General features: G+C 60.7%; 14 protein-coding genes. 6 read left to right on the plus strand and 8 right to left on the minus strand.

Annotated elements, in window-relative coordinates; translation table 11 throughout:
• Positions 1–87: 87 nt before the first annotated feature.
• A complete protein-coding gene (locus HUW52_RS13700) occupies positions 88–1,032 on the plus strand; it encodes an aldo/keto reductase (RefSeq protein ID WP_175553936.1) in 945 nt (314 codons plus the stop codon).
• A 19-nt stretch (positions 1,033–1,051) separates the two neighbouring features.
• On the opposite strand, the gene HUW52_RS13705 is transcribed toward HUW52_RS13700, so the two are convergent.
• On the minus strand, positions 1,052–1,945 hold the full coding sequence (locus tag HUW52_RS13705; RefSeq protein WP_175553937.1) for a LysR family transcriptional regulator: 894 nt from the start codon (positions 1,943–1,945) through the stop codon (positions 1,052–1,054).
• Between the two features lie 97 nt (positions 1,946–2,042).
• Here HUW52_RS13705 and HUW52_RS13710 point away from each other — a divergent pair, with 97 nt between their 5' ends.
• Positions 2,043–2,519 (plus strand): cupin domain-containing protein, encoded by a 477-nt coding sequence (locus HUW52_RS13710; protein ID WP_175553938.1) that lies wholly within the window; start codon positions 2,043–2,045, stop codon positions 2,517–2,519.
• Between the two features lie 423 nt (positions 2,520–2,942).
• Here the strand turns inward: HUW52_RS13710 and paoC are convergent, their stop codons facing one another.
• The 4 genes from paoC to HUW52_RS13730 all read right to left on the minus strand — a co-directional run bounded on the left by paoC (position 2,943) and on the right by HUW52_RS13730 (position 8,777).
• Positions 2,943–5,141 (minus strand): aldehyde oxidoreductase molybdenum-binding subunit PaoC, encoded by a 2,199-nt coding sequence (gene paoC / locus HUW52_RS13715; protein WP_175553939.1) that lies wholly within the window; start codon positions 5,139–5,141, stop codon positions 2,943–2,945.
• Positions 5,138–6,094, minus strand: coding sequence for a xanthine dehydrogenase family protein subunit M (locus HUW52_RS13720; RefSeq protein ID WP_175553940.1), 957 nt, complete (start codon positions 6,092–6,094; stop codon positions 5,138–5,140). Before HUW52_RS13720 ends, paoC begins: the two co-directional genes overlap by 4 nt.
• Positions 6,091–6,714 (minus strand): aldehyde dehydrogenase iron-sulfur subunit PaoA, encoded by a 624-nt coding sequence (paoA, locus tag HUW52_RS13725; RefSeq protein ID WP_175553941.1) that lies wholly within the window; start codon positions 6,712–6,714, stop codon positions 6,091–6,093. The genes HUW52_RS13720 and paoA overlap by 4 nt, the downstream gene beginning before the upstream one ends.
• Before the next feature lie 308 nt (positions 6,715–7,022).
• The gene (locus HUW52_RS13730) at positions 7,023–8,777 is read right to left on the minus strand and encodes an L-lactate permease (RefSeq protein ID WP_175553942.1); all 1,755 of its coding nucleotides are present in this window, start codon (positions 8,775–8,777) and stop codon (positions 7,023–7,025) included.
• A 243-nt stretch (positions 8,778–9,020) separates the two neighbouring features.
• Here HUW52_RS13730 and HUW52_RS13735 point away from each other — a divergent pair, with 243 nt between their 5' ends.
• Complete coding sequence (locus HUW52_RS13735) at positions 9,021–9,224, plus strand: hypothetical protein (protein WP_064120858.1); 204 nt, start codon at positions 9,021–9,023, stop codon at positions 9,222–9,224.
• Between the two features lie 55 nt (positions 9,225–9,279).
• Here HUW52_RS13735 and HUW52_RS13740 read toward each other — a convergent pair whose 3' ends face one another.
• The gene (locus HUW52_RS13740) at positions 9,280–9,555 is read right to left on the minus strand and encodes a hypothetical protein (protein WP_016987679.1); all 276 of its coding nucleotides are present in this window, start codon (positions 9,553–9,555) and stop codon (positions 9,280–9,282) included.
• 300 nt (positions 9,556–9,855) lie between these two features.
• Here HUW52_RS13740 and HUW52_RS13745 point away from each other — a divergent pair, with 300 nt between their 5' ends.
• Positions 9,856–10,938 carry a hypothetical protein gene (locus tag HUW52_RS13745; RefSeq protein WP_175553943.1) on the plus strand — a complete coding sequence of 361 codons (1,083 nt, stop codon included), beginning with the start codon at positions 9,856–9,858 and terminating at the stop codon, positions 10,936–10,938.
• 2 nt (positions 10,939–10,940) lie between these two features.
• Positions 10,941–11,294, plus strand: coding sequence for a DUF1428 domain-containing protein (locus HUW52_RS13750; protein ID WP_175553944.1), 354 nt, complete (start codon positions 10,941–10,943; stop codon positions 11,292–11,294).
• 108 nt (positions 11,295–11,402) lie between these two features.
• Here the strand turns inward: HUW52_RS13750 and HUW52_RS13755 are convergent, their stop codons facing one another.
• Positions 11,403–11,597, minus strand: a complete 195-nt coding sequence (locus HUW52_RS13755) for a hypothetical protein (protein WP_016987682.1) — start codon at positions 11,595–11,597, stop codon at positions 11,403–11,405.
• A gap of 106 nt (positions 11,598–11,703) precedes the next feature.
• On the opposite strand from HUW52_RS13755, the gene thpR reads away from it, so the two are divergent.
• Positions 11,704–12,225: an RNA 2',3'-cyclic phosphodiesterase gene (gene thpR / locus HUW52_RS13760; RefSeq protein WP_175553945.1), complete on the plus strand. Its 522-nt coding sequence runs from the start codon at positions 11,704–11,706 to the stop codon at positions 12,223–12,225.
• Between the two features lie 250 nt (positions 12,226–12,475).
• Here the strand turns inward: thpR and HUW52_RS13765 are convergent, their stop codons facing one another.
• Positions 12,476–13,573, minus strand: a complete 1,098-nt coding sequence (locus tag HUW52_RS13765) for a polyamine ABC transporter substrate-binding protein (protein ID WP_123594281.1) — start codon at positions 13,571–13,573, stop codon at positions 12,476–12,478.
• Positions 13,574–13,579 lie beyond the last annotated feature (6 nt).

Here is a 13,579-nt window from a genome sequence, read left to right on the forward strand (position 1 = left end):
GGTTCGCTGTCGCAGTGTAGTCCAGCCCTGCCAGCGGATGCCCCATACACACAACAGGCAACAGATCCACGCAGCAGGAGAACCAGCATGAGCCACACTGAGGGTTACTCCCGTCGCCGATTGCTCACGCTGGCTGCCGGGGTTTCGGCGGTCTTCACCTTTGATCGGGCGTTGGCCACAACCACCACACCCGCGACCACCGGAGGCCACGCCATGCAGACCCGCGCCATCCCGTCCAGTGCCGAGTCGCTACCCATCGTCGGTCTGGGCACCTATCGCGGCTTCGACGTCGCCCCCGGTGATCCGGCCTACCGGCAATTGCCGGCGGTGCTTGATGAACTGTTCACCAAGGGCGGCACGCTGATCGACAGTTCGCCGATGTATGGCCGCGCCGAACAGACTACCGGTGAGCTGCTGTCGATCCACGAACCACGTTCGCCTGCATTTCTGGCCACCAAAGTGTGGACGCGTGGACGCGAGGAGGGCATCGCGCAGATGGAGCAGTCATTCAGCCTGTTGCGTACCGAACGCATCGACCTGATGCAGATCCACAACCTGCTCGACTGGCAGACGCACTTGCAGACGTTGCGTGAATGGAAAGCCCAGGGGCGCATCCGCTATATCGGTATCACTCACTACACGCCCTCGGCCTACGAAGAGGTCGAAGCCGTGCTGAAGGCCGAGCCACTGGATTTTCTGCAAATCAATTACGCCCTCGATGACCGAGGCGTGGAAAAACGCATTCTGCCGCTGTGCCGCGAACGTGGCGTCGCGGTGATCTGCAATCGGCCGTTTGGCGGCGGCGGTCTGCTGGCCCGGCTCAAGGGCAAGCCGTTGCCAGGCTGGGTTTCCGATGTGCAGGTCAATAGTTGGCCGCAACTGGCGTTGAAGTTTCTGCTCTCGCATTCGGCGGTGACTTGCGTGATACCCGGCACGGGCAATCCGCGCTACATGGCCGACAACGCCAAGGCCGGGTTCGGGCCGATGCTCACCGATGCACAGCGGCATCAATTGATTGCGCTGCTGGGTTGATCGATCTCGTAGACGGCACTCAGCCGCGATAGCGCAACGCCTCCAGCAACAACGCAAACGCCGGCGCCGCCTGACGCCGGCTCGGGTAGTAGAGGTGATAACCGGCAAACGTCGGGCACCAGTCTTCCAGCACTTGTCGCAATCGGCCGTCGGCCAGATAGGGTGCGACGATGTTTTCCGGGATGTAACTCAGGCCGAAACCGTCCAGCGCAGCGTCGAGCAGCGGGTAGACGCCGTTCAGGGTGATTTGCCCGGACACCCGCACTTTCAGGCTTTCGCCAGCCTTTTCGAATTCCCAACTGTACAACCCGCCGTTGGTGGGCAGGCGCAGGTTGTTGCAGGCGTGATCGGTCAGATCCCGTGGCGTTTGCGGCGCGGTTCGTTTGGCGAAATAGGTGGGTGAACCCACCACCGCCATGCGCATGTCGGGGCCGATGCGGGTGGCGATCATGCCTTGCGCGACGTCCTCGCCCAAGCGCACGCCAGCGTCGAAACCTTGGCCGGCGATGTCGACGAAACCATAGTCGCAGCTTACCTCGACGCTGATGTCCGGGTACTTCGGCAGAAAGTTCTTGAGCACCGGGCGCAGCAGCCAGTCCAGCGAATGGTCGGTGGCGTTGAGGCGGATCTTGCCGGCCGGGGTGTCGCGCAGGTTACTCAGGGCCGCGAGTTCCAGTTCGATTTCTTCGAAGCGTGGGCCGATGGTTTGCAGCAGGTGTTCGCCGGCCTCGGTGGGCGAGACGCTGCGGGTGGTACGGGTCAGCAGGCGCAGGCCTAAACGTGCCTCAAGTGCGCGAATCGTGTGACTCAGTGCCGATTGCGAAACGCCGAGTTTGGCCGCCGCTTTGGTAAAGCTGCGCTCGCGCGCTACGGCGAGGAAGGCGAGCAGGTCGGTGGCATTTTCCCGAAGCATTGATGAGTGTCCTGCATAAGTTTTTTTGAATTCTAGTCGATTATCGGAAGAGTGCGGCTGGGTAAAGTAGTGGCATTGATTATCTGGAGGAATTGCCATGAACCCGATTGCCGCTTCTGCGTTGACCCTTTCTCTGTTGGCGGGCGAGGTGCAGGCCAATGACAATCCCCGCGTGACCGTGACACCCAATGGCTCACAAGCTTCGGCCAGAGGTCCGGCGGATTGGTTCACTGGCACTGTCCGTGTCGATGCGCCGTTCAAAGGCACAGACGAGGCGCGGGTCAGTGGTGCGACGGTGACGTTTGAGCCGGGCGCGCGTACCGCGTGGCACACGCATCCGTTGGGACAGACCTTGATCGTCACGGCGGGTTTCGGTTTCGTGCAGGAGTGGGGGCAGCCGGTGCGTGAGATTCGTCCTGGGGATGCCGTGTGGATTGCGCCGGGGGCCAAGCATTGGCACGGGGCGGCGCCGACTACGGCGATGACGCATATCGCGATTGCTGAAGTGCTGGACGGCAAAGTTGTGGATTGGATGGAGCAGGTGAGTGCCGAGCAGTATCCACGAGCGGACTGAAAGCTGTCAGGTAGCGCACTTGCACCCCATGCTAGTGCGCTACCTGATTTCCCCTCACCCCAGCCCTCTCCCAGAGCGAGAGGGAGCCGACCGAGGTGTCTTGGGTCAGACATCGACCTGAGAGACCGAGTCGATTATGGATTCACATTGGAGCTTTCAGGTCGGTGAAACTCTCCAATTTCCCTCACCCCAGCCCTCTCCCAGAGGGAGAGGGGGCAGACCGAGGTGTCTGGCGTCATACATCGCCCTGAGAGACGGAGTTGATTATGGATTTACAGCAAAGCGCTATCCATCGACCTGAATGTGCTGTGTCGATTGTGGATTCACAGCAGGACGTTCAAGTCGGTGCAGCCCTCAAATATCCCCGGATCAGTCCCCTCTCCTTCTGGGAGAGGGTTAGGGTGAGGGGCTCTTTCAGGTGGTTCAGATCATCTCCGGCAGTGAAGAGAGGATTTTATCAAGGGTGATCGGATACTCCCGCACCCGTGCCCCGGTGGCGTTGTAAATCGCATTCGCCACCGCCGCACTGACCCCGCAAATTCCCAGTTCACCAACACCCTTGGCCTTCATCGGCGAAGATACCGGATCAGTCTCATCAAGAAAAATCACCTCCTGATGGGGAATGTCGGCATGCACCGGCACTTCATACCCGGCCAGATCATGGTTGACGAAAAAGCCCAGTTTCTTGTCCACCGCCAACTCTTCCATCAGCGCTGCACCGACACCCATGGTCATCGCGCCGATCACCTGACTGCGCGCCGCTTTCGGGTTGAGAATCCGTCCGGCCGCGCACACCGCCAACATGCGTCGTACACGCACTTCACCGGTCGCCGCATCCACCGCCACCTCAACGAAATGCGCACCAAACGTTGACTGCTGATACTTCTCGGCCAGGTCGGCAAATTCGATGCTGTCCTCGGCCACCACAACGCCGTCCTGCGCAGCGTTGCGCAACGGCACGCTCTTGTCGCCGAGCCGCACCTGACCGTCGATAAAATCCGCCTGATCCGCCGCCATCCCCAGTTTGCCAGCCACCGCCTCACGCAGTTTCATGCACGCGGCGTACACCCCGGCGGTCGAGCAGTTGGCACCGAATTGCCCGCCGGAGCCTGCCGACACCGGAAAACTCGAATCGCCCAGATGCACGCTGACATCCTTCAAGCCAACGCCCATCATCTCGGCCGCCGTCTGCGCAATGATCGTGTAACTGCCAGTGCCGATATCGGTCATGTCGGTTTCCACCGTGATCTTGCCATCGCGCTCCAGCCGCACCCGCGCGCCCGACTTGACCAACAGATTGTTGCGGATCGCCGCCGCGACACCCATGCCGATCAGCCAGCGACCCTCACGCCGTGTACCCGGTTGCGCAGTGCGCTGGTCCCAACCGAATTTATCGGCACCGGTCTGCAGGCATTCGATCAGGCGCCGCTGCGAAAACGGCCGCTCGGTTTTCACCGGATCGACCTGGGTGTCGTTGAGAATGCGGAACTGGATCGGATCAAGTTTGAGCTGCTCGGCCATCTCGTCCATGGCGATTTCCAGGACCATCAGCCCCGGCGTTTCGCCGGGTGCGCGCATGGCGTTGCCTTCCGGTAGGTCCAAGGGAGCCAGACGCATGCTGACCAACCGATTTTCAGCGGCGTACAACAACTGACTTGGCTGCGCCGCGACTTCGACTTTGCCTTCCGCCAGATTGCCCGACCAGCCTTCGTGAGCGATTGCGGTGAGTTTGCCGTCCGCCGTCGCGCCCATGCGAATGCGCTGAATCGTCGCCGGGCGGTGAGTGGTGTTGTTGGCGATCTGCGGGCGGGCGAGGGCGACCTTCACCGGCCTGCCAGCCATGCGCGCACCGAGGGCGGCAAGAATCGCATCGGCGCGCACGAACAATTTGCCACCGAAACCACCGCCAATGTACGGCGAAATCAGCCGGACTTTTTCCTTGGGCAGACCGAGGGTGGCGGCGATGTCGCCGACGCTCCAGGCAATCATCTGATTCGATGTCCACAGGGTCAGTTGATCGCCTTTCCACGCCGCCAGCGTGGCGTGCGGTTCCATCATCGCGTGGGACTGATCCGGCGTGGTGTAGGTCTGATCGAACTGCACCGGCGCAGCGGCGAACGCCTTGGCGAAATCACCGTGGCTGACGTCGGGCAACTCCTCTTTCGGCTCGACGCCTTGGTCGCGCACGCTGGTCAGATCGAATTCGCCGTTGCTCGCGACGTAGTCGACCTTGACCATTTGCGCAGCGGCGCGGGCTTGCTCGAACGTCTCGGCCACCACCAACGCGACAGCCTGGTGATAGTGCTGAATCTCGGGCCCGGCCAATAAATGGGCGGCGTTGTATTTGCCTTTGCCGAGTTTGCCGGCGTTGGCGGCGGTGACGATGGCCAGCACACCCGGCGCGGCTTTGGCTGCCTCAAGATCGATGTTGTTGATCCGCCCCTTGGCGATGGCCGAGCCGACCATGACACCGTAAGCCTGATTGGCCACCGCCTCATGTTGCTCGTAGGCGTAAGGCGCCTGACCGCTGGTTTTCAACGGGCCTTCGATACGGTCGGTGGGTTGGCCGATAACCTTCAACTGGTCGATCGGGTTGGTGGTGGCGGGCGTGTCGAATTTCATGCTTCATCCCTCGCTTGCGCCAACACCGAACCGAGCGTGCGCTCGACCAGGGTCAGTTTGAATTGGTTGTCGTGGGTCGGCGTGGCGCCGTCGAGCAGGCGTGCACTGACGGCTTTGGCGCCTTGGGGCAGCAACGCCTCGGCGGCTTCAACCCGCCATGGTTTCGGCGCGATACCGCCGACGGCGATGCGGCCGCTGCCGTCCTTTTGCAGGATCAGACCGACCGAGACCAGGGCGAACGCATAGGACGAGCGATCTCGCACCTTGTGATAAACGTGGGTACCGCCAAGCGGTGCGGGCAGTGTCACCGAGGTGATGAATTCGCCGGGGGTGAGGCTGGTTTCGATGTTCGGCGTGGTGCCGGGCAACTGGTGAAAGTCGGCTATCGCAATGCTGCGAGTCGTGCCATCGGGTTTCACCGTTTCAATCTGCGCATCGAGCGCGCGCATGGCAATCGCCATGTCGCTCGGGTGTGTGGCGATGCACGCGTCGCTGACGCCGATAATCCCCAACTGCCGACTGACCCCGCCGATCGCTGCACAACCGCTGCCGGGTTGGCGTTTGTTGCAGGCCTGATGGGTGTCGTAGAAGTACGGGCAGCGCGTGCGTTGCAGCAGGTTGCCGGCGGTGCTCGCCATGTTGCGCAACTGTCCGGAAGCCCCGGCGAGCAAGGCACGGGAGAGCAGGGCGTAGTCTTTTCTGATGCGCTGATCAGCCGCCAGGTCGGTATTGCGCACCAGCGCGCCGATGCGCACGCCGCCTTCGGGCGTGGCCTCGATCTGATCCAGGCCGAGGTGATTGACGTCGATCAAATGCAGCGGGGTTTCGATGTCGAGTTTCATCAGGTCGAGCAGGTTGGTGCCGCCAGCGATGAACCGCGCACCTTCGACTTGAGCGGCTTGCGCAGCGGCCGCGGCGGGGGAGTCGGCGCGGCTGTAATTGAACGGTCTCATGCCGGCACCTCCGCGACTTCAGTAATCGCTTCAATGATGTTCGAGTAAGCCCCGCAGCGGCAGATATTGCCGCTCATGCGTTCCTGAAACTCACTGGCGATCAGTTGCGGTTGCTCGGTCAGGCTCTCACTGACATGGCTGGGAATGCCGTCGCGGATCTCTTTGATCACCGCCACCGCCGAGCAGATCTGCCCCGGTGTGCAATAGCCACACTGATAGCCGTCATGCTTGATGAACGCGGCCTGCATCGGGTGCAGATTGTCCGGCATGCCGAGGCCTTCGATGGTCGTAATCTCGCTGCCTTCATGCATCACCGCCAGGGTCAGGCACGAGTTGATGCGTCGGCCATCAGCGATCACCGTACAGGCGCCACACTGGCCGTGGTCGCAGCCTTTTTTACTGCCGGTCAGGTGTAAGTGCTCGCGCAAGGCATCGAGCAGGGTGGTGCGGGTGTCGACGTCAAGCGCACGTGGCTTGCCGTTGACGTTGATGGTCACTTTACTCATGGCCGGTTTCTCCAGATTGGCGGCGTAGGCCTTGAGGCTGATAAACGGCGGCATTGCGAACGCGGTGGCGGTCACGGCGCCGAGGATCAGAAATCTGCGTCGGGAAATCGTCATGGTTCGATTCCTTTTCTCTTCATCAGGGCAGCTGGGTCGTGGATGGCCCAAGCGGGCAGCCAGCGTCATCGCCGGTCTCGTTAAGGAGTGACTGCCGGAAAGAGGAAAAGGTTTTGTCGGATTTTCGCTATAGAGTTATGCGTGTGGCTCATTAATTGTCTGGCGCTGTAAACACCTTTGCATTCACAGCCTCAGACCTGTGGGAGCGAGCTTGCTCGCGAGGAGGCCGGCACAGTCAACCTCTTCACTGACTGAACGGACGCCTTCGCGAGCAAGCTCGCTCCCACAGGGGAATGGGGTGTAGCTGGCTAATGCGAGCCAACCACCATATGTGTAAACGGCGCCACATACGCCTGCAACGTCACCAGCCCGCCGACCAGAATCGCCAGCACAATCGAGTGGAAGAACACGTAGCGCAGAATCTCGCCCTCATGCCCGTACCAGCGTGTCGCGGTGGAGGCGACCACAATCGATTGCGCATCGACCATTTTGCCCATCACCCCACCGGAACTGTTCGCCGCTGCCATGAGGATCGGACTGATGCCGAGCTGTTCCGAAGTCACTCGCTGCAAACCACCAAACAATACGTTCGACGCGGTATCCGAACCGGTCAACGCCACACCCAGCCAACCGAGCAACGTGCCGAACATCGGATAGAAAATCCCCGTCGCCGCAAACGCCAGACCCATGGTCGCGTCGAGCCCTGAATAGCGCGTGAGGAACCCCAGCGCCAACATCGCCGCAATGGTGATCAGCGAAAACCGCACCACCCACAACGTGCGCAGGTACTGCTTGATCAGTTGTGGAATCGAATAGCCCATCAGCAACCCACCGACAATCGCTGCCAGCAGAATCCCGCTGCCAGTGGCGGTGAACCAGGTGAATTTGTACACCGCTTCCTCGGCTTTCGGCGCGGCCACCACTGGCGGCACTTTTTCGATCTGCAGGTGCAGGGTGGTGAAGGTCACCGCCGGCGCGAAGATCGGATTAGCCTCGTTCACCGGTTTGCCCGAGGGGTCGAGTTTGGCCGAATGCGTGACCGGATCAATCGCCGGGCGCACGTCGAACATATTCTTGAAGCCCTGCGTGCCCCAGGCAAACACGAACACGGTGAGGATGATCCACGGCATCCACGCGCGCATCACCGCCGGACGCGCCTGATCGCTGAACGCGGCGCTGGCGGTGACTTTCTCTTCTTCGACTTTGGAGTTATCGACTCGCCCTGAAAGAGCTGCCGAGGTGTGAATGGTCGCCGGTTTCCACACCTTTAAAAACAATGTCAGACAGGCCATGGAAATCAACGCGGCGATCACGTCCACCAGCATCGGCCCGTGGTAGTTCGACACCAGAAACTGCGGCACGGCGAAGCTCACCCCAGCCACCAGAATCGCCGGCCAGATCTCCAGCATCTTGCGCCACCCGGCAAACGCCCAGATCAACCAGAACGGCACCAGCACCGAGAAGAACGGTAACTGCCGACCGACCATCATCGACAGCTCCATTTCATCCAGCCCGGTGACTTTGGCCAGGGTGATGATCGGCGTACCGAGTGCGCCGAATGCGACTGGCGCGGTGTTGGCGATCAGCGCCAGACCCGACGCGGCCAACGGCGAAAACCCGAGACCGATCAGAATCGCCCCGGTCACCGCCACCGGGGTACCGAATCCCGCCGCGCCTTCGAAAAATGCACCGAAGCAGAAGGCGATCAGCAGCAACTGCAGACGTCGGTCATCGGTGATGCGTGCGAGAGAATCCTGCAGCACTTTGAACGAGCCGTTCTCGGTGGTCAGGCGATGGAGAAAGATGATGTTGAGGACGATCCAACCGATTGGCAGCAAGCCATTCGCCGCGCCAAACAACGCCGCAGAGCCAGCCATGCTTGCCGGCATGCCGAAGGCAAAAATCGAAATCAGCAGGGCGGACGCCAGCGCCAGCAGCGCCGCCAGATGCGCCTTGACGTGGAAAAACGCCAGCGCCGCCAGCATCACCACCACCGGCACAGCGGCCATGAGCGTGGAGATCACCGGATTGCCGAACGGGTCGTAGATTTGCTGCCAGACCATGATCCACCTCTGCTTGTTGTTATTGAGGGCGCAGATCCATTGCGTGGGGCTAGGTTGCAAGGAGTATAGGTGGCATTTCGCCGCTGTTTGGGCAGCGCGGGCGGGGCGACAAACGGTCGATGGTGGCCAGTGAATCAACGGCGTTTTGCCCGGTCGTATCTGCGGCTGCGCGCACCGCGTCCTGAAGGCGTGGGCAGCGTGGCCGATTCCGTCGTCAAGACCTTGGTTTTAGGGAAGTGTTGAATGAAGCGCGCAACAACGATGCTGTTGACCGTGACCGCCGCCGTGATGCTCGGCGGCTGTGTCGCGGATTTTGATGATGACCACCGCCATGGCCGGCATTACGACCGCGATCATGGCCGCAATTACGACCACGATCGACGTTGGGATGACCGTGATGATCGCCGCGACGGGCGTCGTTACTATCGCGATCGGGATGATGATTGATTGAACGCAAAAAGGGCGTCCTGCGATGGGACGCCCTTTTTGTTTGGCCTTTTAATTAAAAGTGAGCGCTCGCCCGGACGCTGGATCGCGCAGGCACGGAGGCCTCGATGTCCAGCAAATGGGTGGCGAGAATGTCGCTCAGAAAACGGAACTGATCGTTGAGGCCGACCACTTCATTGCTGAAATGATTGCTCGCGGCGGGCATCAGCAGATCTTCGAAATCTTCGTTGAACACCAGTGCCTGCGCCTTGTGCGACACGACGTGCTGGTCGTAATAGTTGCTGCCGAACACCGGGAAACTCACCGAGAGTGTGACGTGGGTGTGAATCATGCTGTGAACTCCTCGTTGTGTTTCGGATGGGCTAATCGTGCCTTTCATGGGCGGTCGGCGGAAGGCAATCGTGGCGATGGTGAATATCGATGGCAGTGATGGTTGTCGCAGACCCCTGTGGGAGCGAGCTTGCTCGCGAAGGCGTCGAGCCAGTCGATTCATATGTGTCTGATACACCGCATTCGCGAGCAAGCTCGCTCCCACAGGGGATCTGCGGAGTTTTCGCGACAGCGGACAAATGGTCCGACGCACACACCTATACTCAAATCTGCTTGCGCCCATTTAAAGGAAATCTCAACCGTGAACCCGCGTGCGCTGCTCGTCGCCGCACTGTTGTTGCTGGCCGGCTGCGCCACTTCGGCGCGGGCCCCGGTGTCAGCGCCGCAAGCGGTGTTCGTCTCGCCGCAGACCTGGCAGCAGATCGACCGGGAAATCGTCAGCGCTTCGCAGCAGTCCACCGATCAAGTAAAGGTATTCGCCCGTGGCTCGATGGAACATTGGCGCACTCGGGTCTATCAGCAAACTGAAGAAAATTTCATTCCGTGGTTCAGCAGCTACTGGACCCAGGAATGGCTGTCGATGAAGGTCAGCTGGTACACGATCAATGCCGGCGGCGAGCAAGATGCATCGGCCAAGCGGCTGGCGGCGTATCTGCTTGAGCAATATCAGGAAAGGGTGCTGGCGCCAGTGGCGGTGGAAATCGATCCGGATGCGATTCTCGGCCAAGCGACGGCGTTCTATGCGCAACTGATGGCGCAGCAGATGCCGCTCATCGCCCAACGCCATGGTGTGCCCGTTGGTCAGCTCAACGGACGCTTGCAGAAAGTCCCGGCCATTGCGCTTGGCCCACCACCGGCGCGCGATGCTTCGCTGTATCAGGTCATCAGTACCGAGCCGCTGAACACGCTGCCGGCCTACGCCGCGCTGATCGACAAGATACACACCGAGGGCGGCGCCAAGGGCATTGCCTCGACGGATGCCGGCATGGCCCCGGTGGCTAAGCGCGCCAGCCAACGGATGGAAGCGGAAATGGCCCCGCGCGGTGCGGCCAGCGCAGTAGCCGCTGCGGCCGGAAAACTGGCTGGCGGATTGATTTCGGTGGGTGTAGCCGGCATTCGCGCGATCATTCAGGCCAATGACCGGCCCGACAGTGAAGCGCTGATCCGCAGCAGTCTGGGCAGCACCTTCGATAAAGCCTGGCTGAAGCTGGTGCAAAACCCGACCACCGGCGTCATGGCCGGCACCCTGCACATGGCCGGTCAGGTCGAGCGCAATCTGGGTGAGGGTGAAGAACCGTCGGTCGGCTTGGGCGTGAGTCCTGTCGAATGGCAGCCACCGCAATCGACCAATCAGCAGATCGAACCCAACGTGCAAGGAGAGTGATCATGGCTTACATCGATATTTTCGTAGCGCCGGTGCCGAACGCCAATCGTGAGCAGTACAAAAAACACTGTGAAATCGCGGCGAAACTGTTCAAGGAATACGGCGCACTGGATGTGGTGCAGTGCTGGGGCGATGACGTGCCGGAGGGCAAGGTCACGTCATTTCCGATGGCGGTAAAGCTCAAGGAAGGCGAAACAGTTTCATCTGGCTGGCTGATCTGGCCGGACAAAGCCACCCGTGATGCCGGCATGGCAAAAATGATGGAAGACCCGCGCATGCAACCGGACGTCAACCCGATGGGGTTTGATGGTCAGCGCATGATCTTTGGCGGTTTCAAAAACATCCTCGAACCCTGACGCTCACACACATCCCCGTAGGAGCTGCCGAAGGCTGCGATCTTTTGATGTTGATTGTAAAAAACAAGATCAAAAGATCGCAGCCTTCGGCAGCTCCTACAGGGGGCCTCACTCGGGTGAGGGGGTGATTCTGCAGCTTTTGCGGTTGCGGATCTGCTCGTCCGTCGGCCGTTCACGGACGAACTCGAAGCGCGGCTCACCCTCGCTGTAATGCACCAACCAGCCCCATTCCAGTTCGGTTTCGTCCTGTCCGGGATGCGGCGGTCGGGCCCACCACGGTTCTTTGCTGAGGATCGCGCGCATGGCGGCCTCCGGTTGATGGCAATCCTTGAACTATAGCTACCTGTCACGAGTCGTCAGATCAGGCTGTGTAGAATCCGGCGGATCACGATGAACAGGGAGCAGGGCCATGACCGATGAAGCGAAGCGACTGTTTTTTGCCCTCGATTGCCCGCCGGCGCAGCGGAAGGCGATCGCTCAGTGGCGCGGGGAGTTGGGTTTGCGAACCGGTAAGCCGGTGCCGCCGGACAATTTCCACCTCACGCTGTTGTTTCTGGGCGCTGTACCATTGGCGCAGATCAATGAAGTCTGCGAGGCCGCCGCGCAAGTGCGCACGCCGGGGGAGGCGTTAAAGGTTTCGCTGGATCGTTTGCAGGTCTGGCATCGCGCCGGGGTGTTGTCGCTGGCGCCGGAGCAGGCCCCGCAGGCGTTGCTGCGCTTGGTCTATGCGCTGGAGCAGGCAATGTTGCCGTTTGGCTTTGAAGAGACCCCCCGCGAGTTTCGCCCGCATCTGACGTTGGCTAGAGACTACCGTGCGCCGGAGCCGGAATCCGCCACGCCGCCGGAGTTCTTCATGCGCGCCGAACGTTTTGCCCTGTTCGAATCGCACAAGGGGCGCTATCGGGTTCTGCAAGACTGGCCGCTGATCTGAAGGCACAAAAAAAGGCGCCCGAAGGCGCCTGAGAATTCACCCGAGCCGAGGGAGCCAGGTGAGGCCGTTCATAGCAGGGTGCAGCGGTGGTAAGGCGCTGCGTGAACGGGAAATCAATGATTTTTCGAGTCAACACCGTCCCTGTGGGAGCGAGCTTGCTCGCGAAGGCGTCGGTTCATTCAACATCTGCATAGCCTGACCCACCGCTTTCGCGAGCAAGCTTGCTCCCACATTTGGATTTGCGCTTGTTCTATTTACCGAGTTTCACCCGCGTCCAGCCGCGGGTCATGATTCGCTGGGTGGCAATCGGCTGATCCGGCACCGCATACAACGTGGCCATCACCGCTTGCGACGGATACGAACCCGGATCGTTGCGGATCGCTTCATCCACCAATGGCGTCGCCGCCGCGTTGGCGTTGCTGTAGCCGTTGCTGTTGGTGATCTCGGCGATGATGTCCGGGCGCATCAGGAAGTCCATGAACAGGTAAGCGTTCTCGACGTTTGCCGCATCACGCGGGATCGCGACCATGTCGTAGAAACTGCCAGCACCTTCCTTGGGAATGCTGTAGTCGATGACCACGTTGTTACCCGATTCCACCGCGCGGGCCTTGGCCTGCAGCACGTCACCGGAGTAACCGACCGCGACGCAGATGTTGCCGTTGGCCAGATCCGAGATGTATTTCGAGGAGTGGAAGTACGCCACGTTCGGGCGAATCTTCATGAACAGCGCCTCGGCTTCCTTGATGTGCGCGGTGTCCCTGTCATTCACCGGGTAGCCCAGGTAGTGCAGGGCGGCCGGGATCATTTCGGTCGGCGAGTCGAGGAAACTGATGCCGCAGGCTTTCAGTTTTTCAGCGTTTTCCGGTTTGAACAACAAGTCCCAGGAATTGGTCGGGGCGTTGGCGCCGAGCACTTCCTTGACCTTGGCCGGGTTGAAACCGATGCCGATCGAGCCCCACATGTACGGGAACGCGTGGGCGTTGTCCGGATCACTGGCGGCGGCGTTTTTCAGCAGCACCGGGTTGAGATTCTTCCAGTTCGGCAGCTTCGATTTATCCAGCGTCTGATACACGCCGGCCTTGATCTGCTTGGCCAAGAAACTGTTCGACGGCACGACCAGGTCGTAACCGGATTTGCCCGCCAGCAAGCGCGCCTCAAGGGTCTCGTTGCTGTCGAAGACGTCGTAGGTCACGCGGATGCCGGTCTCGTCTTCGAACTTCTTGACGGTGTCCGGCGCGATGTAATCGGACCAGTTGTAAACACGCAGCACCTTGTCGTTGGCCTGGGCGCCCATGACCATTGCGCCCATTAAGGACAGTGTCAGCAGAGTCCTGCCAAACATTTTCATCGGTAC

Source organism: Pseudomonas sp. 43A (genome assembly GCF_013363935.1).
Lineage (GTDB): Bacteria > Pseudomonadota > Gammaproteobacteria > Pseudomonadales > Pseudomonadaceae > Aquipseudomonas > Aquipseudomonas crudilactis.